We start from the raw sequence: 24,233 nt of genomic DNA on the forward strand, positions 1-24,233 counted from the left end.
GAGACGGGCATGCTGACCGTATATCCCCTGGTGTATAGAAAAAAGCGCAGCCATGAATCCGACATTCGAACACCTGCTCGCGCGCGCCGAGCAGCTCATCACCCGCATCGAGGCCGTGCTGCCGCAGCCGCTGGCCGCACCCGACTGGGACGCGGTCGCCTGGCGCTACCGCAAGCGCGGCGGCCGCCAGGGCGTATGGGAGGCGGTGCGCCACCTCTCGGTCATGCGCCTGGACGACCTCCAGGAAATCGACGGCCAGAAGGAGAAGATCCGCCGCAACACCGAGCAGTTCGTCGACGGCAAGCCGGCCAACAACGTGCTGTTGACCGGTGCGCGCGGCACCGGCAAGTCCTCGTTGATCAAGGCCTGCCTCAACGCCTACGCGCCGCGTGGCCTGCGCCTGATCGAAGTCGACAAGGGCGACCTGACCGACCTGCCCGACATCGTGGAACTGGTCAGCACGCGGCCCGAGAAGTTCGTCGTCTTCTGCGACGACCTGAGCTTCGAGGACGGCGAGCCGGGCTACAAGGCGCTCAAGTCCATCCTCGACGGCTCGGTGGCCGCGGCCACGCCCAACGTGCTGATCTACGCCACGAGCAACCGGCGCCACCTGCTGCCCGAGCACATGAAGGACAACCTCACCTACACGCGCGGCGAGGACGGCGAGATCCATCCGGGCGAGGTGGTGGAGGAGAAGATCTCGCTGTCCGAGCGCTTCGGCCTCTGGGTGAGCTTCTACCCGTTCAGCCAGGAGGAGTACCTGACCATCGCCGGCCAGTGGCTCTCCTCGTTCGGCCTGAACGCGGAGCAGATCGCCGCGGCCCGTGCCGAGGCGCTGGTCTGGGCGCTGGAGCGCGGCTCGCGCAGCGGCCGCGTCGCCTACCAGTTCGCCCGGGACTATGCCGGCAGGCACGGTCATGGGTGAGCCGCGCAAGCACACCGAGGTCGCCGTCGGCGTGCTGATCGGCCCCGACGGCGCGCTGCTGCTGACCTCGCGCCCCGAGGGCAAGCCCTACGCCGGCTACTGGGAATTCCCGGGCGGCAAGCTCGAAGCCGGCGAGACGGTCGAGCAGGCGCTGCGCCGCGGGCTCGAGGAGGAGCTCGGCATCGTCATCGGCACGGCCCATGCCTGGAAGGTGACCGAGCACGACTACCCGCATGCGCTGGTGCGGCTGCACTGGTGCAAGGTGTTCGACTGGCGCGGCGGGTTCGAGATGCGCGAGGGCCAGTCCATGGCCTGGCAGCGGCTGCCGCTCGACGTGCATCCGGTGCTGCCGGGCGCCTTCCCGGTGCTCGCGTGGCTGGCCGGCGAGACGGGCTTCGCGGGGCCGACGCACCGCGCCTGAGCCGCCGCGGCGGCCGTCAGGCGTTGATGCCGCCGTCCACGTCGATCACCGCGCCGGTGATGTTGCGCCCGCCGTCGCCTGCCAGGTGCACCACGGTCGCGGCGATGTCCTCGGGCCGGCCGTAGTCCGGCAGGGCCAGCGCGGCACGCAGGCCGGCCGCGCGCGGGCCGTCGGCCGGGTTCATGTCGGTATCGGTCGGCCCCGGCTGCACGAGGTTGACGGTAATGCGCCGCGGCCCGAGGTCGCGTGCCACGCCCTTGGTCAGCCCCGCGAGCGCGGCCTTGCTCGCCGTGTAGAGGCTGATGCCGGGACGGCTGGCCCGCGTCGCGAGGCAGCTGCCGATCGAGACGATGCGTCCGCCGTCGGGCAGGTGCTTGAGCGCCTGCACGATCGCCGCGAACACCGCGCGCAGGTTGACCGACAGCGTGCGGTCGTAGTCGTCGCGCGTGAGCTGGTCGATGGTGCCGGCTTCGAGGATGCCGGCGTTGTTCACGAGGATGTCGAGCCGGCCGAACTCCGCCGCCGCGCGGTCCACCGCCGCGGCCACCTGCGCGGCATCGGCCGCGTCGGCGGCGATCGCGATCGCGCGCCGGCCCTGCGCGCGGATGCCGGCGGCCACGGCCTCGGCCCGGTCCTTCGAATGCGCATAGGTCAGCGCGACGTCCGCGCCCTGCGCGGCCAGTGCGCGCGCGATGGCCGCGCCGATGCCGCGGCTGCCGCCGGTGACGAAGGCGGCCTGGCCTGCCAGTGAACTCATGTCGGGACTCCTCGGAAGTGGTTGGGAATGGGAAGGCGATATCTGTACCGATCGATATGAATGTAGACGGCCCGCCCTGGAGCTGTCAACGACTTGTGTACCGATTAGTATTGATCCTTTGCAACGCAAGGAGACCCGCATGGCGCAGATGGGCCGTCCCCGCAGCTTCGACCGCGACGCGGCGGTGCAGCAGGCGATGCACCTGTTCTGGGAGCATGGCTACGCATCCACCTCGCTCGCGATGCTCAAGGAGCGCATCGGCATCGGCGCGCCGAGCTTCTATGCCGCCTTCGGCTCCAAGGAGGCGCTGTTCGGGGAGGTGGTGGAGCGCTACGCCGCCACCCACGGGCAGGTCCATGACTGCCTCTGGGACGACGCGCTCGCGCCGCGCGCGGCCGTCGAGCAGGCGCTGCGCGCGTCAGCCCGCATGCAGACCGGCCGCGGCCATCCGCGGGGCTGCCTGCTCGTGCTGTCGGCCGGTGCCTGCGCGCCCGAGCATGCGCCGGTGCAGGCGTTGCTGGCGCACCGGCGGGCGCGTACGCGCGAGGGATTCGAGCGCTGCGTGCGGCGCGCGGTGGCGGCCGGCGGGCTACCGGACGGCACCGACGCGCCGGCCTTCGCCGCGCTGTTCCACAGCTTCCTGTTCGGCCTGTCGGTGCAGGCCCGCGACGGCGTGCCCGGCCGCGTGCTCGACGCGGCCGTCACCGAGGTCATGCGCCACTGGGATGCGCATGCCGCGGCCGTGCAGCCGGGCGCGTCATGACTCCTGCGTGCGCGGGTCGCCGTAGGGCGCGTCGTCGGGCGGTGCCTCGGTCGGCATCCTGAACTCCTCGCTGGCCCAGGCGCCGAGGTCGATCTGCCTGCAGCGCTCGCTGCAGAACGGGCGCCAGCGGTTCTCGGGCGCATAGAGGCTCGGGCCGCCGCAGGTGGGGCAGACGACGGTGCGGACCGGGGTAGCGGTTGTCATGCGCAGAGCGTCAGTTCGAACGCGGCGTCGCGGTCGGCGGCGAGGTGCAGCCGGCCGTCCTCGTCCTGCTGCATCAGCCGCACCGAGACGATCAGGCGGTTGCCGCTGATCTCCGGCACCAGGTTCAGGCGCGGATCGATGCGCAGGCGCAGCAGCTGGAAGGTGCGGCCCGCCGGCAGGCTCTGCTGGAACTGGCCGCGCTCGGCCATCACCTTTTGCGCCAGGCCCGAGTCGCGCAGCATCTTGAGCAGCTGGTAGATCGACTCGGCCAGCGGCGCGAGCGTGGAGGCCCAGTCCTCCAGCGCGCGCTGGCGCACCTTGGGCGGGCGGTGCTGCCAGGCCGCGTAGGCCGGCAGGTCGAAGCCGCAGGTGCCGCCGGGGATGCTCGCGCGGCTGCGGATGCTCATGAGCCATTCGTTCTCGGCCAGCGCCTGGCCGGCCTTGCCGGGCAGCGCGTTGAGCGCGGCGAAGCAGTGGTCGAGCTGGGCAATCACGCTGTCGAGCACGCCCTCGGCGATCGACGGGTTGCCGCGGTAGCTGTCGAGCAGGTGCTTCTGCTTCTCCAGGTCCTTCATCACGTCGGACTTGAGGTCGGCGCGCGCGGCCACGTCCATCACCTCGAAGATGGTGGTCAGCGCGAAATGGTGGTCGAGCGGATGCTCGCGCGAGATCAGCTCGCCGAGCCGGCGGAACAGATGCTCCAGCCGCAGGTAGGTACGGATGCGCTCGTTGAAGGGGTATTCGTACAGGAGCACGCGGCGGGTTTCCTCGTCGGCCGAATCGGTGTGAAGGTGGTGGCTTCCATGGACGCAGGGCCTGCAACGGAAAAACGCATCATAGTGGCTCGGCAGGCCCTGTCACCCCTGCGTCACCGCTTGAAACCGCCGGGAGGCCGAGCCAGCCTGCCAGCGCATGCACCTGGGCACGCAGCGCCTCGGGCGGTATGCCGTCGTTGAACAGCACCGCATCGGCCGCCGCGAGCCGCTGGGCGCGGCTGGCCTGCGAGGCGATGATTCCTTCGACCGTTCCGCGCGCCAGGCCGTTGCGCGCCATCACGCGGGCGATCTGGGTCTCGATGCTGCAATCGACCACGAGGAGGCGGTCGAACTGCGCGATGCGGCGGCCGCTCTCGACCAGCAGCGGGATGTCGAACACCAGCAGCGGCGCGCCGGCGGCCTCGGCCGCGCGGGCCTGGGCTTCGGACGCCTGCTGCACCAGCGGGTGAATGATCGCCTCCAGCCGGCCGCGCGCCGTCGGGTCGGAGAAGGCCAGGGTGCGCATGCGGGCCCGGTGCATCGCACCGGCCGCGTCGATGAAGTCAGGTCCGAAGGTATCGCGGATCGGACCGATCGCTGCGCCGCCCGCCGCGGTCACGCTGCGCGACACGGCATCGGAATCAATCAAAACCCCCCTCAGTTCCATCAGGAAGCGACCAACCAACGATTTGCCGCTGCCGATACCCCCCGTCAGCCCCAGATGCAGTGCCACGGCCGGCTCACCCTGCGAAGAACGGGAAGGCGAACGGCGCCAGCGCGCGCACCTCGGCCGGTCCCACCGCGAGGCAGACCAGCCCGGCGCCGGCCAGGAAGGGGCCGAACGCGATCGGGATGTCCTTGTGCGCCAGCCGCCCGGCCAGCAGCAGCCCGCCGCCGAGCACCGCGCCCACGAGCGAGGACACCAGCACGATGGCCAGCAGGTACTCCGCGCCGAACCACGCGCCGAGCGCGGCCAGCAGCTTGAAGTCGCCGTAGCCCATGCCTTCCTTGCCGGTCGCGAGCCGGTAGAGGTGGTAGACCGACCACAGCGCCAGGTAGCCCAGCGCCGCACCCCAGACGGCCGAGGCCAGCGGCACGCCGCTCCAGCCGATGGCCGCAGCCAGCAGGCCAAGCCAGAGCAGCGGGTAGTTGAGGTCGTCGGGCAGCAGCTGGGTGTCAAGGTCGATTGCGAACTGCACGACCAGTATGCTCGCGAAACCCGCCCAGGCTACGCCCTGCAGGCTGATACCCCACCTCCAGGCGCACAGCGCGAACAGCGCGCCGGTGGCCAGCTCGACCAGCGGATAGCGCAGGCCGATCGGTGCGCGGCAGGCGCTGCAGCGCCCGCGCAGGAAGACATAGCTCAGCACCGGCAGGTTCTCGTACCATCGGATGCCGTGGCCGCAACGGCCGCAGCGCGAGCGCGGGCGAGCCAGCGAATAGGGCCCCAGCGTCTGCGCGTCGCTGGCGAGCTGGACGTGGGCCGCTTCCAGCAGCGCCGGCGCCGGGCGGCCGAACACGCGCTGGTAGGACGCGGCGTCGCCCAGCGTCTCGCCGGCCGACAGCCACCAGCTGCGCTCCAGCATGCGCGGAAGGCGGTGGATCACCACGTTGAGGAAGCTGCCGACCAGCAGGCCGAAGAGGCCGGCGATCACGGCATCGGCCGTCGGGGAAAGAATCATGCGAAAAAAAGTGCGTGCATGGAGGCGCCCGGGGCACCGTGGGACTCAGACGACCTGCCCGAGCTTGAAGATGGGCAGGTACATCGAGACGACGATGCCGCCGATCAGCACGCCGAGCACGACGATGATGATTGGCTCCATGAGGCTGGAGAGGCCGGCCACCATGTCGTCGACCTCGGACTCGTAGAACTCGGCAGCCTTGCCGAGCATGTGGTCGATGGACCCGGACTCCTCGCCGATCGCGCACATCTGCAGCACCATCGACGGGAACACGTTGGCATTGGTCATCGCGGCCGTGAGGCTCACGCCGGTGGAGACCTCCTGCTGGATCTTCCCGGTCGCGTTGGCGAAGACCGAGTTGCCCGAGGCGCCGCCGACCGAGTCGAGCGCCTCCACCAGCGGCACGCCGGCGGCGAACATGGTGGACAGGGTGCGGGTCCAGCGGGCGATGCAGGACTGCTCGACCAGCGTGCCGAAGATCGGCATCTTCAGCAGCGCACGGTCCATGAAGGCCTGCATGCGCTCGTTGCGCTTCCAGGCCTGGAAGAAGAAGTACAGGCCGCCGCCGATGGCGCCGAAGATCAGCCACCACCACTGCACGAACACCTCGCTGATGGCGATCACGACCAGCGTGGGCGCCGGCAGGTCGGCGCCGAAGGACGAGAACACCTCCTTGAACGCCGGGATCACGAAGATCATGATCACCGCGACCACGACGAAGGCGACGACGACCACCGAGATCGGGTACATCAGCGCCGACTTGATCTTCGATTTGATCGCCTCGGTCTTCTCCATGTAGAGCGCCAGGCGGTCGAGCAGCGCGTCAAGGATACCGGCGGCCTCGCCGGCCTCGACCAGGTTGCAGTACAGCGCATCGAAGTACAGCGGATGCTTGCGGAAGGCCGCGTTGAGCGAGGTGCCGGTCTCCACGTCGGTGCGGATGTCGTTGAGCAGCCGGGTCACGCTCGGATTCGAATTGCCGCGGCCCACGATGTCGAAGGCCTGCAGCAGCGGCACGCCGGCCTTCATCATCGTCGCGAGCTGGCGGGTGAAGAGTGCGATGTCCTTGGGCGTGATCCTCTTGCCGCCCGAGGTCTTGCGCTTCCTGATCCTGGTCGGGAACACGCCCTGGCGGCGCAGCGTGGCCTGGACCTGGTTCTCGCCGCCGGCGCGGATCTCGCCGCGCACCGGTTTGCCGTTGCGGTCGCGGCCCTCCCATTCGAAGACGAACTCCTTGACGCCCTTCGATGCTGCTGCGGCAGTGGCCATGCTGGTTGTCCCTCGGGTGTTGGTGCGTGATGCGTGCCGGGCGATTCTGGCAGGCCCGGGCGGCTATTCGTTGGTCACCGCCAGCACTTCCTCGAGCGAGGTCACGCCGATCGCCACCTTGTGCAGGCCGGACTGCCGCAGGCTGCGCACACCCTCCTCGCGGGCCTGCTTGGCGATCTCCAGCGCGCTGCCGTCGCGCAGGATGATCTTCTGGATCTCCTCGGAAATGGGCATCACCTCGTAGATGCCGACCCGGCCCTTGTAGCCATTGTTGCAGACCGGGCAGCCCACCGGCCGGTAGGGCGTCCAGCTGCCGTCGAGCTCGTCCTCGCGGAAGCCGGACTGGAGCAGCGTCTTGCGCGGAATGTCGGCCGGCGCCTTGCAGCTGGGGCAGAGCCTGCGCGCCAGCCGCTGCGCCGTGATCAGGATCACGCTCGATGCGATGTTGAACGGCGCGATGCCCATGTTGCGCATCCGCGTGAGCGTGGTCGGCGCGTCGTTCGTGTGCAGCGTGGACAGCACCAGGTGCCCGGTCTGCGCGGCCTTGATGGCGATGTCGGCGGTTTCCAGGTCGCGGATTTCGCCGACCATGATGATGTCCGGATCCTGCCGCAGGAAGGACTTGAGCGCGGTCGCGAAGGTCAGGCCGGCCTTCTCGTTGACGTTGACCTGGTTGACGCCCGGCAGGTTGATTTCGGACGGGTCCTCGGCCGTGGCGATGTTGACGCCGGGCTTGTTGAGCAGGTTCAGGCAGGTGTAGAGCGACACCGTCTTGCCCGAGCCGGTCGGCCCGGTCACGAGGATCATGCCGTAGGGGCGGCCGATGGCCTGGAGCAGACGCTGCTTCTCGACTTCCTCGTAGCCCAGGGCGTCGATGCCGACCTTTGCGCTGCTCGGGTCCAGGATGCGAATCACGATCTTCTCGCCGAACAGCGTGGGCAGCGTGCTGACCCGGAAGTCGATCACCCGGTCCGCGCCGACTTTGAGCTTCATGCGGCCGTCCTGCGGCACGCGCTTCTCGGAGATGTCCATCCGCGAGATCACCTTGATGCGCGAGGCGAGCTTCTCCTTGATTGCCGTCGGCGGCGATGCGATCTCGCGCAGTTCGCCGTCGATGCGAAAGCGCACCCGGTACGAGTGCTCGTAGGGCTCGAAGTGCAGGTCGGACGCGCGCATGTTGTAGGCGTCCAGCAGCATCTTGTGGAGGAACTTGACGATCGGCGCGTCCTCGACCTCCGAAGCCAGGGCCTCGGCCTGGCTGTCGGCCGGGTCGGCGTCGTCGAGGTCGAAATCGAAGTCCGCGGCGACAATCTCGTTGACCGCATCACCGGCCGAGGCGCTGCTCGCCTCGACCAAGCGCAGGAGCTTGTCGTACTCCGCGATCACCCAGTCCACGCCCATCTGGGTCGAGAACTTGATTTGCTCGGCCGCGGCCTGGTCGGTCGGGTCGGCGGTGGCGACGATCAGCCGGTTGTTGCGCTTGCTGAGGACCACCACGCGGTGGGCCTGGCAGAGCTTGGCGTCGAGCAGGTCCTTGGGCAGCCGGTCGTTGTCGATCGCGTCCAGATCCAGCAGCGGGGCGGCGAACGCCATGGCCATCGTATGGGCCAGCTCGCTGGCGGACACCAGGCCGGATCCGATGAGTTCGCTCAGGAAGCCGGTACGGTTGGCCTGCGCCTTGCGGAGGAGATCGTCGGCCGCCTGCTGCTGCAGCTTGCCCGCGGAAATCAGGACCCGGCCGACACCTGGCAGGGCGAGCGCGGGAGTTTCTCGGGAAACGCTATCGACAGCAGCCATTGAGTCCGGTGACGCGAAGGAAACGAGCGAGCACCCACATGGTCATCGCCGATTCGCTGGGGAGTGTAATTGCAAATGGTGAAACGATAGCGCGTTGCACGCTGGCCATTTGACAAGCTCTGCTGCCAGACCGTAAACAATGGTCTGGTCGGGGTGAGAGGATTCGAACCTCCGGCCTCTACGTCCCGAACGTAGCGCTCTACCAGGCTAAGCTACACCCCGATGTGCCGCAGCGCTGGTCAATTCCTGCGCTGGAGCAGCTGAGCCGCTAATTGTAGCAGGCCTTCAGCATAAGAATTGGCTGGAAGCGCACGAATTGCATCGATCGCACGCTGCGCCTCTGCCGCGGCGGCCGCGCGCGTCACTTCCAGGGCGCCGGTTTCGCGCACGATCCGAAGAATCAGCGGCAGTTCGTCGGTCGCGCCTTCCTCGATGGCGCGGCGCACCGTGGCGCTCTGTTCGGTCGTGCCGCGCTGCATGGCCGCGATGAGCGGCAGCGTGTTCTTGCCCTCGCGCAGGTCGTCGCCGAGGTTCTTGCCCATCTCGGCCGTGTCGCCGTCGTAGTCCAGCACGTCGTCGATGACCTGAAAGGCCGTGCCGAGGGCTTGGCCGTATTCGGCGCAGGCGCCTTCGACCTCGGACGTGCTCCTGGCCAGTACGGCGCCCAGGCGGGCGCTGGCCTCGAACAGCTTGGCCGTCTTGGAGCGGATCACGCGCAGATAGCCGGCTTCGTCGAGCGAGGCATCGTGCGTGTTCATGAGCTGCAGCACCTCGCCTTCGGCGATCACGTTGGTCGCTTCCGACAGGATCTCCATGACGCGCATGTCGCCCGCGTCCACCATCATCTGGAAAGCGCGCGAATGCAGGAAGTCGCCGACCAGCACGCTGGCCGGATTGCCGAAGGTCTCGTTGGCCGTGGGGCGTCCGCGGCGCAGCGTGGACTCGTCCACCACGTCGTCGTGCAGCAGCGTCGCGGTGTGGATGAACTCGACGACGGCCGCCAGGTTCAGCCGCTGGTCGCCGCGGTAGCCGAGTGCGCCGCAGACCATCAGCAGCAGCGCGGGCCGCAGGCGCTTGCCGCCGGCCGAGATGATGTGCCGCGCGACCTGTCCGACGAGGGGGACGCTGGAATCCAGCCGCCGGGCGATCACCGCGTCCATGGCGCGCATGTCCTCGGCGACGAGGGAAAGCGGCGAGGCGGCGGCCGCGGAGGAGGGTAGCGTCGTGGTGGTCAAGGCTGTCGGCGGCGTTGCGCTCGCTGGGATGTGGCGGGCATTATAGGAATGCGGCTGGCCACTTCCTGCCGCACAAGGCCTGCCATGGGCTGCATGCTACAATCGCGGGTTCTGTGGAAATCCGTCTGCAGAACTCATTGGTTAGAGGCTTACATGACATACGCAGTCATAAAAACCGGCGGCAAGCAGTATCGCGTAGCTTCCGGCGAAAAAATCAAGGTAGAACAGATCGCTGCGGACGTGGGCCAGGAAATCGTGATCGACCAGGTTCTGGCTGTCGGCAACGGCGGCGAACTCAAGGTGGGCACGCCCCTGGTGTCCGGTGCAACCGTCACGGCGACCGTCGTGGCGCACGGCAAGCACGACAAGGTGCGCATCTTCAAGCTGCGCCGCCGCAAGCACTATCAGAAGCGCCAGGGCCATCGCCAGCAGTTCACCGAACTGCAGATCGGCGCCATCGCTGGTTAAGGAGTAGCTCACCATGGCACAGAAAAAAGGCGGCGGCTCTACGCGAAACGGGCGCGATTCCAAGCCCAAGATGCTTGGCGTGAAGGCCTTCGGCGGTGAAGCCATCACCGCCGGCTCGATCATCGTGCGCCAGCGTGGCACGCGCTTCCACCCCGGCGACAACGTCGGCGTGGGCAAGGACCACACGCTGTACGCGCTGGTCGACGGCAAGGTATCGTTCAGCGTCAAGGGCGCACTGTCCAAGCACACGGTCAACGTGACGCCGCTGTAAGGCTGTCACTTCGACCCGCCTCGAAGCCCCGCATCGTCGGGGCTTCGCTCTTTCCGGGCTCCGATTCCGCATTTTGTAAACTGGACCGACCATGAAGTTCGTCGATGAAGCCTTCATTGACATCGCCGCGGGCGACGGCGGCAATGGCTGCGTGTCGTTCCGGCACGAGAAGTACAAGGAATTCGGCGGCCCCGACGGCGGCGACGGCGGCCGGGGCGGCCATGTGTTCGCGGTGGCGGACCCGAGCCTCAACACGCTGGTCGACTACCGCTTTGCGCGCCGCTACGAAGCGCGGCGCGGCCAGCACGGCATGGGCTCCGACATGTTCGGCGCCGCAGGCGAGGACGTCACCCTCAAGATGCCGGTCGGCACCATCCTGAGCGATGCCGAGACCGGCGAAGTGCTGTTCGAGCTGCTCGTACCCGGCGAGGTCGTGACCATCGCCAAGGGTGGCGACGGTGGCTTCGGCAACCTGCGCTTCAAGAGTGCGATCAACCGCGCGCCGCGCCAGAAGACGCCGGGCTGGCCGGGCGAGCGCCGCTCGCTCAAGCTGGAGCTCAAGGTGCTGGCCGATGTGGGCCTGCTGGGCATGCCCAACGCGGGCAAGTCCACGCTGATCGCGGCTGTCTCCAACGCCCGCCCGAAGATTGCCGACTACCCCTTCACCACGCTGCACCCCAACCTGGGCGTCGTGCGCGTCGGGCCCGAGCAGAGCTTCGTCGTGGCCGACGTGCCGGGGCTCATCGAAGGCGCGTCCGAAGGCGCGGGGCTGGGTCACCAGTTCCTGCGCCATCTGCAGCGCACCCGCCTGCTGCTGCATCTCGTCGATGCGGCGCCGTTCGACGAAGGCGTCGATCCGGTGGAGCAGGCCAGGGCGATCGCGGCCGAGTTGAAGAAGTACGACCCGGCGCTCTACGAGAAGCCGCGCTGGCTGGTGCTCAACAAGCTGGACATGGTGCCGGTGGAGGAGCGGGCCGCGCGCGTCAAGGACATCGTGCGCCGGCTGCGCTGGAAGGGCCCGGTGTTCGAGATCTCCGCGTTGACGCGCGAGGGCTGCGAGCCGCTGGTCCAGGCCGTCTACCTGCACATCCAGGCGCAGCAGAAGGCCAAGCAGCCGCCGGCCGAGGTCGATCCGCGCTTCGTGAGACAGCCTGCCGACTGAAGACACTTTCGCATGCCCATCTGCGTGCGGCAGATGGCCTCTCCCGTTCGTTTGCCATCTCCGAGACATGAATCCTCCAGCAGTTGCGCCTCTCCTGCGCGGCGCCCGCCGCATCGTGGTCAAGGTCGGCTCCAGCCTCGTCACCAACGAGGGCCGCGGCCTGGACGAAGCGGCGATCGGCGAGTGGAGCCGCCAGCTCGCGGCGCTGGTGCATGATGAGGGTGATCGGCGCGAGGTGGTCATGGTGTCCAGCGGTGCCGTGGTCGAGGGCATGAAGCGCCTGGGCTGGACCACCCGCCCGCGCGAGGGTCATGAGTTGCAGGCCGCTGCCGCCGTCGGCCAGATGGGTCTGGCGCAGATGTACGAGACCAAGCTGCGCGAGAACGGCCTGGGCAGCGCCCAGGTGCTGCTGACGCACGGCGACCTGGCGGACCGCGAACGCTATCTCAACGCCCGTTCCACGCTGCTGACGCTGCTGCGCATGGGCGTCGTTCCAGTCATCAACGAGAACGACACGGTCGTCAACGACGAGATCAAGTTCGGCGACAACGATACGCTCGGTGCGCTCGTGGCCAACCTCGTGGAGGCCGATGCGCTGGTGATCCTCACCGACCAGAAGGGTCTTTACACGGCCGACCCGCGTCGCGACCCGGATGCGCGCTTCGTGCACGAGGCGCGCGCGGGCGATCCGGCGCTGGAGGTGATGGCCGGCGGCGCTGGATCCAGCATCGGCCGCGGCGGCATGCTCACCAAGATCCTTGCGGCCCGGCGTGCGGCGGGCTCGGGTGCCTCGACTGTCATCGCCTGGGGCCGCGAGCCCGACGTGCTGCTGCGCCTGGTGCGCGGCGAGGCCATCGGCACGCTGCTGGTCGCGCAGACCGCGAAGACCCAGGCGCGCAAGCAGTGGATCGCGGACCACCTGCAGCTGCGCGGCGCCGTGCTGGTCGATGCCGGCGCAGCCGCCAGGCTGCGCGAGGACGGCAAGAGCCTGCTGCCCATCGGCATGACCGCCGTCGAGGGCGATTTCTCGCGCGGCGACGTGATCGCGATCCGCGATGCGCACGGTGCCGAGATCGCCCGAGGTTTGGCCAACTATGCGAGCGCAGAAGCGCGGCTGCTGTGCCGCAGGGCGTCGTCCGAATTCGAAGCCGTGCTCGGCTACACGGCCGAGCCGGAGATGGTGCACCGCGACAACCTGGTGCTCTCGGCCCGCGGCTGACGCAGACTGGAGGCGGGCTGCGCGTCAGGGGGTCTGGTAGAGCGGCGGATTGCGCAGGTCGCGGGCGATCTGCGCGGGGCTCGTGTTGGGCGCCGCTCCCACGCAGATGCCTCCCCGGGCCAGCGCGCGTGCATGGGGCGCGGCGCGGTTGGAGACCAGCGCGTGCCATTCGCCGTCCGCCGGCTTCCAGCCCTCGCCTTCGTAGTACCGCGCGTACACGCGGTGCTCCGCGGCGTTGCAGCGGATGCCCTCGTAGGAGATGTTGGTCGCCGTATCGTTGCGGGCCACGGCCACGTAGCGCACCACGCCGTCCGCGCCGATCGAGATGGTCGAGGGGTCGATGCCGCTGCGCAGGCTGGATGCCGCGCTGGTTTCCACCTCGATCAGCCGGTCCAGCGAGAAGGCGGGCGGCGTGGGCACGTCGCCTTCCTTCCAGGCGGGCTTGTTGGCGGAATCGCCGAATAACCCGAACAGCTCGGCCTGCGCAGGCAGGTGCACGCCGGCCACCAGGGTGGTCAGGAGAAGAGCGGGAAGGAATCTGCTATGAACGGGCCGCATCATGCCGGGGGCGATCTTTCTGCGATGGTGTCGATGAAATGGGGGGCGGCGCAGCGGCAGCTGGCTGGGCTGCCGCGCTGTGCGACGGATCCGGGTCGAAGGTCGCGCCGGGCGGCAGTTCGAGGCCGACGCCGGCATGGCCCGCGCCCGTCAACGGATCGAGCCGGTCATGCTCGCGCGCGCGCATGCCGCCGCGCAGATAGCGGTTGCGCTGCTCGTGGCGCGGCAGGAAGCGCGCCAGCTCGGTCAGCGCCATCTCGTAGACGCCGCGCTTGAACTCCACCACCACGCCGAGCGGCACCCAGTAGTCGTTCCAGCGCCAGGCATCGAACTCCGGATGGTTGGTGGCACGCAGGTTCAGGTCCCAGTCGTGGCCCAGCAGCTGCAGCAGGAACCAGATCTGCTTCTGGCCCTTGTAGTGGCCCCGCGCGTCGCGGCGGATGTACCGGTCGGGCACCTCGTAGCGCAACCAGTCGCGTGTGCGGGCAACGATGCGGACGTGCTCCGGTGCGAGCCCCACTTCCTCGTGGAGTTCTCGGAACATGGCCTGCTCGGGATTCTCGCCCCGGTCGATGCCGCCCTGCGGAAACTGCCAGGAGTGGGTGCGGATGCGCTTGCCCCAGAACACCTGGTTCTTCTGGTTGAGCAGGATGATGCCGACGTTCGGCCGAAAGCCGTCCCGGTCAAGCATAATCAAACCCCAATTTTTGAACTGAGTCCATTATGCACGGCGCCCCGCGCGCCACAAGCGGACCGGTCTCGTGAAAACCCCCGCTCCCGCATGACGAAAGCCTCCCGTTTCTTCATCTCCACGCTCAAGGAAGCGCCCGCCGACGCCGAGGTGGCGAGCCACCGCCTGATGACCCGCGCCGGCATGATCAAAAAGCTCGGCGCCGGCGTGTACACCTATCTGCCGCTGGGCCTGCGCGTGATCCGCAAGGTGGAGCGGATCGTGCGCGAGGAGATGGACCGTGCCGGAGCCGTCGAGCTGACCATGCCTGTCGTGCAGCCGGCCGAACTGTGGCAGGAGACCGGCCGCTTCGTCGCGATGGGCCCCGAGCTGCTGCGCATCCAGGACCGCCACGGCCGCGACTTCGTGATCCAGCCCACGAGCGAGGAGGTGGTGACCGACCTCGCGCGCCAGGAACTGCGCAGCTACAGGCAGTTGCCGAAGAACTTCTACCAGATCCAGACCAAGTTCCGCGACGAGCGGCGCCCGCGCTTCGGCCTGATGCGCGGGCGCGAGTTCGTCATGAAGGACGCCTACAGCTTCGACCGCAGCCCCGAGGCCGCGCAGGCGAGCTACCAGACCATGGCCGCGGCCTACCGCCGCATCTTCGACCGCTTCGGCCTGTCCTACCGCGCGGTGGCGGCCGACAGCGGTGCCATCGGCGGCGACCTGAGCGAGGAGTTCCAGGTGATCGCCGCGACCGGCGAGGACGCGATCGTCTACGCGCCCGAAAGCGACTACGCCGCCAACATCGAGAAGGCCGAGGCGCTGGCACCCGCCGGCCCGCGCCCCGCACCCGCGCAGGCGTTGGAGAAGACGCCGACGCCGGGCAGGAGCACCTGCGCCAGCGTGGCCGAACTGCTCAGCCTGCCGCTGGCGCGCACCGTCAAGTCGCTGGTGCTGGCAACGGACCAGTCGGATCGAGATTCAGGTACGGGATTGCTTCCGCAAATTTGGCTGCTGCTGCTGCGCGGCGACCATGATCTGAACGAGATCAAGGCCGGCAAGCTGCCCGGCTTCGAGGCCGGCTTCCGCTTCGCGACCGTGGCCGAGATCGAGGAGTACTTCGGCACCAAACCCGGCTACCTGGGCCCGATCGGGCTGCGCAAGCCGGTGAAGATCGTGGCCGACCGCGAGGTCGCCGTGCTGGCCGACTGGGTCTGCGGCGCCAACGAGGCCGACTTCCACTTCACCGGCGTGAACTGGGGCCGCGACCTGGCCGAGCCCGACCTCGTGGCCGACATCCGCAACGTGGTCGCGGGCGATGCCTCGCCCGACGGCCGCGGCACGCTCGCGATCGAGCGCGGCATCGAGGTCGGCCATGTGTTCTACCTCGGCACCAAGTACAGCAAGCCGATGAACGCCACCTTCCTCGACGAGGCCGGCAAGCCGCGGTTCTTCGAGATGGGCTGCTACGGCATCGGCATCACGCGGCTGCCGGCCGCGGCCATCGAGCAGAACCACGACGAGCGCGGCATCATCTGGCCCGACGCGATCGCGCCGTTCACCGTGGTGGTCTGCCCGATCGGCGCCGACCGCAGCCCGGCGGTGAAGGAAGCGGCCGAGTCGCTCTACCAGCAGCTGCTGGACAGCGGCGTGGACGTGATCCTCGACGACCGCGGCGAGCGTCCCGGCGCGATGTTTGCCGACTGGGAGCTGATCGGCGTGCCGCACCGCGTGGTGGTCGGCGACCGCGGCCTCAAGGAAGGCCAGCTCGAATACCAGCACCGCCGCGATGCCGAGGCCACAAAGATCGCGGTGGACGGCGCGGCGGCCTTCCTGAAGGGCCGCATCGCGGTATGAGGACGCTGGCGCGCCGGCACCTGCTGCGCGCGCTGCCGGCCCTGCCGCTGGGGTGGGCGCTGCCTTCGGCGCACGCGGGCGCGCAGCTGGAGGAGCCGCTGGCCGACGCGGTGCGCACGGCGCTCAGCGCGGCCGTCGCCAACGACGCGCCGCCGGTGCCCGAGTTCCCCACCACGGCCGCCTACCTGGCCCACCTGCGCTGGCTCGGCGCCATGAGCGGCCGGCTGGGCCGCCGCATCGCCGATGCGCAGGCGCGGCGCGAGCTGCTGCAGACCGCCTGGTACGAAAGCCGCCGCGCGGGCCTGGCAACGAGCCTCGTGCTCGGGCTGATCCAGGTCGAGAGCGCGTTCCGCAAGTTCGCCGTCTCCAGCGTCGGCGCGCGCGGCTACATGCAGGTCATGCCGTTCTGGACGCGCACCATCGGCAACGGCGACCCGGCGAGCCTGTTCCACATGCAGACCAACCTGCGCTTCGGCTGCGTGATCCTGCGCCACTACCTCGACCGCGAGCGCGGCGACCTGTTCCTCGCGCTCGGGCGCTACAACGGCAGCCGCGGGCGCGCACCGTACCCGAACGCGGTGTTCGCGGCCGAACGCAACTGGGAGTTCAAGGATGAGCCACCAAAATGGTAGGGGTATAGTCCTCTAGCGCACTAGATCCGGGCGCTGTAGGAGGCTGGGTGGAGGAGTATGTTCATGCGGCGGCAGGTGCCACCGCGCGCGACACCAGCACCTGGTCGATGCGGTAGCTGTCCACGTCCATCACCTCGAACTTGTAGCCGCTCCAGAGCACGCTGTCCGTGCGCCGCGGCACGCGGCGCAGCATCACCATGAGGAAGCCGGCCAGCGTCTCGTATTCGCCCTCGTGCGGCAGCTCGTCGATGCCCAGCGCGTGCACCACGTCCTGGATCGGCGTCACGCCGTCGATGAGCCAGGAGTGCTCGTCGCGCCGCACGATCTGCTCCTCGTCGAGCGGCGAGATCAGGTCGCCCATGACGGTGCTCATCACGTCGTTGAGCGTGACCACGCCGACCACGAGGCTGTATTCGTTGACGATGACGGCGAAGTCCTCGCCGACCAGGCGGAACTGCTCCAGCACCTCGGCCAGCGTGAGCCGGTCGGGCACGATGAGCACCTTGCGCACCAGCGAGTCGTCGGCCAGCGAGATCGGCTGGCCGTTGAGCACGCGCTGGAACAGGTCCTTGGCATCGACGTAGCCGACCACGTGGTCGATGTCGCCCTCGCAGACGGGGTAGGTGGAGAACGGCTCGGCCGCGATGCGCGCGCGCACGATCGCGTCGCTGTCGTCGCGCAGGAAATACGCCACGCGGTCGCGCGGCGACATCGCGCTGGCCACGGTGCGGCTGTCGAGCTCGAACACGTTGGCGATCACCTGCTGCTCGCGCGCGGCGAGCACGCCCGCGAGCGCACCGGCCTCGGTCATCGCGATGATGTCCTCCGAGGTGATGCGGTCGTCGCGCTGCGTCGGCAGGCCGAACAGCGCGAACAGGCCGTCGGCTGCCTTGGCATAGACCCAGGCGAACGGCGCGAGCAGCACCGCCAGCGTGCGCATCGGCCGCACGACCGCGACCGCGAAGCGCTCGGGCGCCGTCATGCCGAGCCGCTTGGGAAACAGGTCGGCGAACAGGATGAAGAGCGAAGTGACGACGAGGAACGAGCAGAGGAAGGCCGCCGTCTCGGCCGTGGGGCGCGGCAGCCACAGCGACAGCAGCACGTGGAACGCCGGGCTCAGCGCGCCCTCGCCCACGATGCCGCCGAGGATGGCGATCGCGTTCTGGCCGATCTGCACCACGGTGAAGTACGGGCCGGGCTGCTCCTGCACCCGCAACACGCGCTCGGCGCGGGGGTCGCCCTCGTCGGCCAGCTGGCGCAGGCGCAGCCGGCGCGAGGCGGCGACGGCGATCTCGGCGACCGAGAAGAAGGCGCTGGCGGCGATGAGCAGGGCGATGAGCAGCAGGCTGGTGGACAGGTCCATGGGGCGGCTCCCGGCGCACCCGGGGCCCGTGCCGGAATGGTTCGAGTGTAGCGGGCGGCCGCCGCGCGAATGTGCGGCCGCCCGCCGCTTCAGCCGCGCTGAGCCGCCGGCGCATAGTGGTCGAACGCCATCGTGAAGCTCGCGCGCCCGGCGGTCAGCGCGCGCAGCTGGCCGATGTAGCCGAACAGCGCGGCCAGCGGCACGTGGGCCTCCACCACGGTGGCGGTGCCGCGTGTGTCCTGCCCGCGCACCTGGCCGCGGCGCCGCGCCAGGTCGCCGATCACGTCGCCGACATGGTCGCCCGGCGTGGTCACCTCCACCGCCATCACCGGCTCCAGCACCACCGGCGCGGCCTGCGCGGCCGCGGCGCGGAAGGCGTTGGCGGCGGCCAGCTCGAAGGCCAGCGCCGACGAGTCCTTCTCGTGGAAGGCGCCGTCCTCCAGGGTCGCCGCCAGGTCCACCACCGGATGGCCCGCGAGCACGCCGCTGGCCGCGGCCCGGCGCACGCCGGCCTCCACGGCCGGGATGAACTCGCGCGGGATCGCGCCGCCGGCGATGCGGTGGCCGAAGCGCAGGCCGGCGCCCCGTTCCAGCGGCTCCAGCCGCAGCTGCACCTCGGCGAACTGGCCGGGGCCGCCGCTCTGCTTCCTGTGCACGTGGCGCAGCACGGCCGCGCGCGTGATGGTCTCGCGCAGCGCGACCTGGGGCGCGCCGGCGTTCACGTCCACGCGGTGGCGGGTGCGCAGGTTCTCCAGCGCGACTTCGAGCTGCAGCTCGCCGAGGCCCGAGAGGATGGTTTGGCCGGATTCGGCGTCCTGCCGCACGCGCAGGCTCGGGTCCTCGCGGGCGAGCGCCTGCAAGGCCGTGGCCAGGCGCTGCTGGTCGGCCTGGGTGCGCGGCTCCACGGCGAGGTCGATCACCGGCGCGGGCGTGGCGATCTCTTCGAGCAGCAGCGGATGCGCCGGGTCGGCCAGCGTGTGGCCGGTCAGCACCTCCTTGAAGCCGGCGACGGCCACGATGCTGCCGGCTGGCGCGGCGTCGATTTCGACGCGGCGGTCGGCATGGACCTCGTAGAGCCGGGCGACGCGCTCGCGCCGGCCGCCGGTGGCGTCCAGCACTGTGTCGCCCACGCGCAACGTGCCGCGGTAGACGCGGGTGAAGATCAGCGCGCCGTGCGTGTCCGTCACCACCTTGAACGCGAGTGCGGCCAGCGGGCCGGCCGGGTCGGCCTCGGGCTGGCCGGCTGCGGCGGCTTCGCCGGGCGCGGGCAGGTAGTCGACCACGGCGTCGAGCAACGGCTGCACGCCGCGGTTGCGGAAGGCCGAGCCGGCCAGCACCGGCACGAAGGCGCCCGCGACCGTACCGCGGCGGATGGCCGCGCGCAGCACCTCCGGCGGTGGCTGCGTGCCGTCGAGCCAGGCGCGCAGGGCGTCGTCGTCGTGCTCCAGTGCGGCATCGACCAGGCGTTCGCGCCAGGCATCGACGGTGGCGCGCAGTTCCTCGGGTACGGGGTGTTCCTGCGCCGTCGCACCGGGCTCGCCGCTCCAGGCGAGCGCGCGGCGGCCGACCAGGTCGATCACGCCGCGAAAACCCTCCTCGCTGCCCCAGGGCAGCTGGAGCACGAGCGGCCGCGCGCCCAGGCGCTCCTCGACCATGCGGACCACGCGCAGGAAATCCGCGCCGGTGCGGTCGAGCTTGTTGACGAAGGCGATGCGCGGCACGCCGTGGCCGTCGGCCAGGCGCCAGTTGGCCTCGGTCTGCGGCTCCACGCCGGCCACGCCGTCGAAGACGACGACCGCGCCGTCGAGCACGCGCAGCGCGCGCCGCACCTCGATCTGGAAGTCGACGTGGCCGGGCGTGTCGATGATGTTCAACTGCGCGCCGCGCCAGAACACGGTCGTGGCGGCGCTCTGGATGGTGATGCCGCGCGCGCGTTCCTGCGGGTCGAAGTCCATCGTCGCGGCGCCGTCGTGCACCTCGCCGATGCGGTGGCTCTGCCCGGTGGCGAACAGGATGCGCTCGGTGGTCGTGGTCTTGCCCGCGTCGACGTGGGCGATGATGCCGATGTTGCGCAGCAGCGTGCGCGCAACGGCGGGAGCAGTGGTGGCAGTCATGGCGGATCCTTCCCTGTCCTGGGGCCCGTCGCGCGGGTGGGCCCCGTTGCCCGAAGCTGCCGGCTCCGGGCGGATGGATGGATTCGCCGTCGGCGCCTAGCAGGCGGCCTGCATGCAGCCGGGACGCGGAGGCTGCTCCGCGCTCCCGCCGACGCCAATGCACGCGCGCAGGCCCGCCGTGCCTTGGCGGGCGCGAATCGTGGCGATCAGCTTGTCGTAGGTGCGCATGGCGTCGCGTGAAGGAAGGGACGTGAAGGTTGCTCAGATGGAGCCGCGCGCGGCCCCGTCAAGAGGTCACTGCGCGGCGGGGGCCGTGCCGGCCACGAGCTGTTGCAGCTCGCCCGACTCGTAGAGTTCGTAGAGGATGTCGGAGCCGCCCACGAACTCGCCGCGCAGGTAGAACTGCGGGATCGTCGGCCAGTTGCTGTATTCCTTGATGCCCTGGCGGATCTCGGGGTCGGTGAGCACGTCCACGGTCTTGAGCGCCTTCGGGTCCACGCCCACGGCCTTGAGGATCTGCACCGCGCGGCCCGAGAAGCCGCACTGCGGGAAGCTGGCCGTGCCCTTCATGAACAGCAGGAAGTCGTTGCCCTTGACGAGCTCGTCGATGCGTTGGTGGGTAGGGTTGCTCATGGAAACTCCTCTGGGTGGGGCTGGAGATTATTCCACCGCCGGCCATTTCCCGCCGGTGCAGCGGGCGATGCCCGCGAGGTCGTCGCGGCTGTGCACCTGCGCGAAGCCTGCGGCGGCCAGCAGCGCCTGCACCGCGCCCGCCTGGTCCCAGCCGTGCTCCAGCAGCAGCCAGCCGCCGGGTGCGAGGTGGGCCGGGGCCTGCGAGACGATGGCGCGGATGTCGTCCAGGCCGTCGGCGCCCGATGCCAGGGCCGCCAGCGGCTCGTGCGCCAGCGCCGCCAGGTGCGGGTCGGCTGCGGCGACGTAGGGCGGGTTGGAGACGATGCAGTCGTGCCGGCCCGTGTGGCCTTGCAGCCAGGAGCCGTGGGCGAACGCCACCGGCAGGCCGAGCCGTTCGGCATTGGCGCGGGCGACGGCGAGCGCATCGGCGCTGGCGTCGATGGCCTGCACCCGCGCGTCGGCGCGGCGCGACCGGATCGCGAGCGCGATGGCGCCACTGCCGGTGCCCAGGTCGAGCACCGAAGGGGCATCCAGGCCGGCCAGCACGTCGAGCGTCCACTCGACCAGCGTCTCGGTGTCGGGCCGCGGCACCAGCACGCGGGCATCCACGCGCAGGGCCAGGCCGAAGAATTCCTTCTCGCCCGTGAGGTAGGCGACCGGCTCGCCGGCCAGCCGGCGGGTGCAGGCGGCGTCGAACGCGGCCTGCACCGGAGCGTCGAGCGCATCGCCGTCGTGCGCCAGCAGCCAGGCGCGGTCGTGCGGCGCGCGGCCGAGCGCGTGCAGCAGCAGCATCCGGGCGTCGAGCCGGTCCAGGCCGCGGGCGGCGGCATGGCGCAGGGCGGAGGCGATATCGATACTCATGGGAGGAGCTGGCTGGGGTGGGTGAGTGACAGGCACTGTGGGCTCATACCTCGGCTTCCAGCTCTGCCAGCTGCTCCGATTCACGCGCCGAGCGCAGCGCGGCGATCACGTCGCCCAGGTCGCCCTCCATCACCTTGTCCAGCTTGTAGAGCGTGAGGTTGATGCGGTGGTCGGTGAGCCGGCCCTGCGGGAAGTTGTAGGTGCGGATGCGGTCGCTGCGGTCGCCGCTGCCGATCAGGCCCTTGCGCAGCGCGGCCTCCTTGGCGGCGCGCTCGCTGCGGTCCTTCTCCTGCAGCCGCGCCTGGAGCACCCGCAGGGCCTGGGCCTTGTTGGCGTGCTGGCTGCGGCCGTCCTGGCATTCGGCGACGATGCCGGTCGGGATGTGCACCACGCGCACGGCCGAGTCGGTCTTGTTGATGTGCTGGCCGCCCGCGCCGCTGGCGCGGAAGGTGTCGATGCGCAGGTCGGCCGGGTTGAGCGTGAGGGCTTCCTGCTCGTCGGGCTCGGGCATCACGGCCACGGTGCAGGCGCTGGTGTGGATGCGGCCCTGGGTCTCGGTGGCCGGCACGCGCTGCACCCGGTGGCCGCCGGACTCGAAGCGCAGCGCGCCGTAGACGTCGTCGCCGTCGATGCGCAGCACGGCCTCCTTGAAGCCGCCCAACTCGCTCTCGCTGGCGCTCAGCACCTCCACCTTCCAGCCGACGCTGGCCGCGTAGCGCGTGTACATGCGCACCAGGTCGCCGGCGAACAAGGCCGATTCGTCGCCGCCGGTGCCGGCGCGCACTTCGAGGAAGGCGGCGCGCGCATCGTCCGGGTCCTTGGGCAGCAGCAGGCGTTGCAGTTCGTCGTCGAGCCGGGCCAGTTCGGCCTCCGCCGCGGCGATCTCCTCCTGCGCCATCTCGGCCATGTCGGGGTCGTCGAGCATCTCGCGCGCACCTTGCAGGTCGGCCTCGCGCTGGCGGAAGCGGGCCCAGCGGCCGGCGATCTGCGTGACCTCGGCATGCTCGCGCGAGATGGCGCGGTACTGCGCCATGTCGGCCATGATGTCCTCGCGCGAGAGCAGGAAGTCCAGCTCTTCGAGGCGGACGGCGTAGCGGTCGAGGCGGTTGCGCAGGAAGGGTTTCACGAGGGAGTCGGAAAGAGGGTGAGGCGGCGTGCGCACGGGGCACGCGGTGAAGAAAACACCGGCCGCGGGCGGGCCGGCAGCGGCTCGAAGAGCGCCGCTAACGTTCCTTGTTGCGCAGGAACAGGCGCGAGACGGTCTGCGCCGCCTGCTCGCGCTCGCCGGCGTCGCCGGTGCGCAGCTCGGCCATGGCGCCGTGCAGCATCTTCTGGGTCAGGCCGCGCGACAGCGCTTCGAGCACCGCGTCCACGTCGTCGCCGCGGGCCAGCAGCTTCTTGGCGCGCGCGATCTCGGCCGTGCGCCAGGCGTCGGCCTGGGCGTTGAGCTGCTGGATCAGCGGCACGGTGCCGCCCCCCTTGCCGATCTTGGCGGGGTCGCGCTGGTCGAGCCAGTGGGTGAAGCTCTGCACGCCGGCGTCGATGATGGCCTCGGCCTGCGCCACGGCGGCCTGGCGGTGGGCCTGCGCGGTCTGCACCACGGTGGCCAGGTCGTCGACAGTGTAGAGGTACACGTCCTCCAGCGCCTTGACTTCGGGCTCGATGTCGCGCGGCACGGCCAGGTCGACCATGAACATCGGGCGGTGGCGGCGGCGCTTCAACGCGCGCTCCACGGCGCCCAGGCCGATCAGCGGCAGCGTGCTGGCGGTGCAGCTGACGATGGCGTCGAACTCGTGCAGCCGCTCGGGCAGGTCGGCCAGCGGCATCGTGGCGCCGCCGAAGCGCCCGGCCAGCGCTTCGCCGCGCTCCATCGTGCGGTTGGCGACGACGATGGCCTGCGGGTGGCGGGCCGCGAAGTGGGTGGCGGCCAGCTCGATCATCTCGCCGGCGCCGACAAACAGGATGCGGATGCGGCCCAGGTCCTCGAACAGCTGGCCCGCCAGGCGCACGGCCGCGGCGGCCATGCTGATCGAATGCGCGCCGATCTCGGTGGCGGTGCGCACTTCCTTGGCGACCGAGAACGAGCGCTGGAACAGCTGGTTGAGCGTGCTGCCGAGCGCGCCGGCCGACTCGGCGGCGCGCACCGCGTCCTTCATCTGGCCGAGGATCTGCGCCTCGCCCAGCACCATCGAGTCGAGCCCGCTGGCCACGCGGAACGCATGGCGCGCGACCAGCCCGTGTTCGAGCGTGTACGCATGCGAGCGCAGCACGCCGGCATCGACGCCGCCCTTGCCGGCCAGCCAGCCGAGCGTGTGGTCGACCGCCGGGCGGTCGCCGGCGCAGTAGATCTCGGTGCGGTTGCAGGTGGAGATGATGGCCGCCTCGATCGCCGGATGGCGGCCGCTGGTGAACGACTGGCGCAAGCCCTGGAGCGTGGGCACGATCTGGTCGAGTGCGAAGGCGAACCGGCCGCGCAGATCGAGCGGCGCGGTGTGGTGGTTGATGCCGAGAGCCCAGACTGCCATGACGAGGCGGATTATAAAATCCGACCGCCGTTTCCGGCATTTACATATTCCTATCTCCCTGCTCCGCAACCCTGATGACTCCTGGC

The 24,233-nt window shown here is 69.9% G+C and carries 26 protein-coding genes and 1 tRNA gene; 9 read left to right on the plus strand and 18 right to left on the minus strand.

What is annotated here, in order from left to right; translation table 11 throughout:
* Window positions 1–52: 52 nt before the first annotated feature.
* Window positions 53–925, plus strand: coding sequence for an ATP-binding protein (locus GAK38_RS08185; RefSeq protein ID WP_325343093.1), 873 nt, complete (start codon window positions 53–55; stop codon window positions 923–925).
* A complete protein-coding gene (locus tag GAK38_RS08190) occupies window positions 918–1,346 on the plus strand; it encodes an NUDIX domain-containing protein (protein ID WP_325343095.1) in 429 nt (142 codons plus the stop codon). The genes GAK38_RS08185 and GAK38_RS08190 overlap by 8 nt, the downstream gene beginning before the upstream one ends.
* A 16-nt stretch (window positions 1,347–1,362) precedes the next feature.
* Here the strand turns inward: GAK38_RS08190 and GAK38_RS08195 are convergent, their stop codons facing one another.
* Window positions 1,363–2,103, minus strand: a complete 741-nt coding sequence (locus GAK38_RS08195) for an SDR family NAD(P)-dependent oxidoreductase (protein WP_325343097.1) — start codon at window positions 2,101–2,103, stop codon at window positions 1,363–1,365.
* Between the two features lie 139 nt (window positions 2,104–2,242).
* Between GAK38_RS08195 and GAK38_RS08200 the strand changes: the two genes are divergently transcribed.
* Window positions 2,243–2,866 carry a TetR/AcrR family transcriptional regulator gene (locus GAK38_RS08200; protein WP_325343099.1) on the plus strand — a complete coding sequence of 208 codons (624 nt, stop codon included), beginning with the start codon at window positions 2,243–2,245 and terminating at the stop codon, window positions 2,864–2,866.
* On the opposite strand, the gene GAK38_RS08205 is transcribed toward GAK38_RS08200, so the two are convergent.
* From GAK38_RS08205 to GAK38_RS08240, 8 genes are all read right to left on the minus strand, one after another.
* Complete coding sequence (locus GAK38_RS08205) at window positions 2,861–3,070, minus strand: DNA gyrase inhibitor YacG (RefSeq protein WP_325343101.1); 210 nt, start codon at window positions 3,068–3,070, stop codon at window positions 2,861–2,863. The genes GAK38_RS08200 and GAK38_RS08205 overlap by 6 nt on opposite strands.
* Complete coding sequence (gene zapD, locus GAK38_RS08210) at window positions 3,067–3,825, minus strand: cell division protein ZapD (protein WP_325343103.1); 759 nt, start codon at window positions 3,823–3,825, stop codon at window positions 3,067–3,069. The genes GAK38_RS08205 and zapD overlap by 4 nt, the downstream gene beginning before the upstream one ends.
* A 79-nt stretch (window positions 3,826–3,904) precedes the next feature.
* A complete protein-coding gene (gene coaE, locus GAK38_RS08215; protein ID WP_325343104.1) occupies window positions 3,905–4,558 on the minus strand; it encodes a dephospho-CoA kinase in 654 nt (217 codons plus the stop codon).
* 7 nt (window positions 4,559–4,565) lie between these two features.
* Complete coding sequence (locus GAK38_RS08220; protein WP_325343106.1) at window positions 4,566–5,507, minus strand: prepilin peptidase; 942 nt, start codon at window positions 5,505–5,507, stop codon at window positions 4,566–4,568.
* Between the two features lie 45 nt (window positions 5,508–5,552).
* Complete coding sequence (locus GAK38_RS08225) at window positions 5,553–6,776, minus strand: type II secretion system F family protein (protein WP_325343108.1); 1,224 nt, start codon at window positions 6,774–6,776, stop codon at window positions 5,553–5,555.
* Window positions 6,777–6,839: 63 nt separating this feature from the next.
* A complete protein-coding gene (pilB, locus tag GAK38_RS08230; protein ID WP_325343110.1) occupies window positions 6,840–8,573 on the minus strand; it encodes a type IV-A pilus assembly ATPase PilB in 1,734 nt (577 codons plus the stop codon).
* Window positions 8,574–8,718: 145 nt separating this feature from the next.
* A tRNA-Pro gene (locus tag GAK38_RS08235) sits at window positions 8,719–8,795 on the minus strand.
* A 17-nt stretch (window positions 8,796–8,812) separates the two neighbouring features.
* Window positions 8,813–9,742 (minus strand): polyprenyl synthetase family protein, encoded by a 930-nt coding sequence (locus tag GAK38_RS08240; protein WP_325343209.1) that lies wholly within the window; start codon window positions 9,740–9,742, stop codon window positions 8,813–8,815.
* 219 nt (window positions 9,743–9,961) lie between these two features.
* Here GAK38_RS08240 and rplU point away from each other — a divergent pair, with 219 nt between their 5' ends.
* The 4 genes from rplU to proB all read left to right on the plus strand — a co-directional run bounded on the left by rplU (window position 9,962) and on the right by proB (window position 12,928).
* A complete protein-coding gene (rplU, locus tag GAK38_RS08245; protein WP_325343112.1) occupies window positions 9,962–10,276 on the plus strand; it encodes a 50S ribosomal protein L21 in 315 nt (104 codons plus the stop codon).
* A gap of 13 nt (window positions 10,277–10,289) precedes the next feature.
* The gene (gene rpmA, locus GAK38_RS08250; protein WP_325343114.1) at window positions 10,290–10,547 is read left to right on the plus strand and encodes a 50S ribosomal protein L27; all 258 of its coding nucleotides are present in this window, start codon (window positions 10,290–10,292) and stop codon (window positions 10,545–10,547) included.
* A 91-nt stretch (window positions 10,548–10,638) separates the two neighbouring features.
* Entirely contained in the window at window positions 10,639–11,709 is a 1,071-nt protein-coding gene (gene cgtA, locus GAK38_RS08255) for an Obg family GTPase CgtA (protein WP_325343116.1), read from the plus strand.
* Between the two features lie 67 nt (window positions 11,710–11,776).
* Complete coding sequence (gene proB / locus GAK38_RS08260; protein WP_325343117.1) at window positions 11,777–12,928, plus strand: glutamate 5-kinase; 1,152 nt, start codon at window positions 11,777–11,779, stop codon at window positions 12,926–12,928.
* A 24-nt stretch (window positions 12,929–12,952) separates the two neighbouring features.
* On the opposite strand, the gene GAK38_RS08265 is transcribed toward proB, so the two are convergent.
* Both GAK38_RS08265 and GAK38_RS08270 read right to left on the minus strand, forming a co-directional pair.
* Window positions 12,953–13,435: a CNP1-like family protein gene (locus GAK38_RS08265; RefSeq protein ID WP_325343119.1), complete on the minus strand. Its 483-nt coding sequence runs from the start codon at window positions 13,433–13,435 to the stop codon at window positions 12,953–12,955.
* Window positions 13,436–13,469: 34 nt separating this feature from the next.
* Window positions 13,470–14,177: an RNA pyrophosphohydrolase gene (locus GAK38_RS08270; RefSeq protein WP_325343120.1), complete on the minus strand. Its 708-nt coding sequence runs from the start codon at window positions 14,175–14,177 to the stop codon at window positions 13,470–13,472.
* A gap of 90 nt (window positions 14,178–14,267) precedes the next feature.
* On the opposite strand from GAK38_RS08270, the gene GAK38_RS08275 reads away from it, so the two are divergent.
* Entirely contained in the window at window positions 14,268–16,019 is a 1,752-nt protein-coding gene (locus GAK38_RS08275) for a proline--tRNA ligase (RefSeq protein WP_325343122.1), read from the plus strand.
* A complete protein-coding gene (locus GAK38_RS08280; protein WP_325343123.1) occupies window positions 16,016–16,651 on the plus strand; it encodes a lytic transglycosylase domain-containing protein in 636 nt (211 codons plus the stop codon). Before GAK38_RS08275 ends, GAK38_RS08280 begins: the two co-directional genes overlap by 4 nt.
* A gap of 61 nt (window positions 16,652–16,712) precedes the next feature.
* Here GAK38_RS08280 and GAK38_RS08285 read toward each other — a convergent pair whose 3' ends face one another.
* The 7 genes from GAK38_RS08285 to hemA all read right to left on the minus strand — a co-directional run bounded on the left by GAK38_RS08285 (window position 16,713) and on the right by hemA (window position 24,147).
* Window positions 16,713–18,014, minus strand: a complete 1,302-nt coding sequence (locus GAK38_RS08285) for a hemolysin family protein (protein ID WP_325343125.1) — start codon at window positions 18,012–18,014, stop codon at window positions 16,713–16,715.
* 89 nt (window positions 18,015–18,103) lie between these two features.
* Window positions 18,104–20,128, minus strand: a complete 2,025-nt coding sequence (gene fusA / locus GAK38_RS08290) for an elongation factor G (RefSeq protein ID WP_325343127.1) — start codon at window positions 20,126–20,128, stop codon at window positions 18,104–18,106.
* Between the two features lie 96 nt (window positions 20,129–20,224).
* Window positions 20,225–20,356 (minus strand): hypothetical protein, encoded by a 132-nt coding sequence (locus GAK38_RS08295; protein WP_325343129.1) that lies wholly within the window; start codon window positions 20,354–20,356, stop codon window positions 20,225–20,227.
* A 66-nt stretch (window positions 20,357–20,422) separates the two neighbouring features.
* Window positions 20,423–20,761: a Grx4 family monothiol glutaredoxin gene (grxD, locus tag GAK38_RS08300; RefSeq protein ID WP_325343130.1), complete on the minus strand. Its 339-nt coding sequence runs from the start codon at window positions 20,759–20,761 to the stop codon at window positions 20,423–20,425.
* Between the two features lie 27 nt (window positions 20,762–20,788).
* On the minus strand, window positions 20,789–21,622 hold the full coding sequence (gene prmC, locus GAK38_RS08305; RefSeq protein WP_325343131.1) for a peptide chain release factor N(5)-glutamine methyltransferase: 834 nt from the start codon (window positions 21,620–21,622) through the stop codon (window positions 20,789–20,791).
* 43 nt (window positions 21,623–21,665) lie between these two features.
* Window positions 21,666–22,748, minus strand: coding sequence for a peptide chain release factor 1 (prfA, locus tag GAK38_RS08310; RefSeq protein WP_325343133.1), 1,083 nt, complete (start codon window positions 22,746–22,748; stop codon window positions 21,666–21,668).
* A gap of 97 nt (window positions 22,749–22,845) precedes the next feature.
* Window positions 22,846–24,147 (minus strand): glutamyl-tRNA reductase, encoded by a 1,302-nt coding sequence (hemA, locus tag GAK38_RS08315; protein WP_325343135.1) that lies wholly within the window; start codon window positions 24,145–24,147, stop codon window positions 22,846–22,848.
* Window positions 24,148–24,233 lie beyond the last annotated feature (86 nt).

The organism is Xylophilus sp. (genome assembly GCA_009914555.1).
Taxonomy (GTDB): domain Bacteria; phylum Pseudomonadota; class Gammaproteobacteria; order Burkholderiales; family Burkholderiaceae_C; genus WNDY01.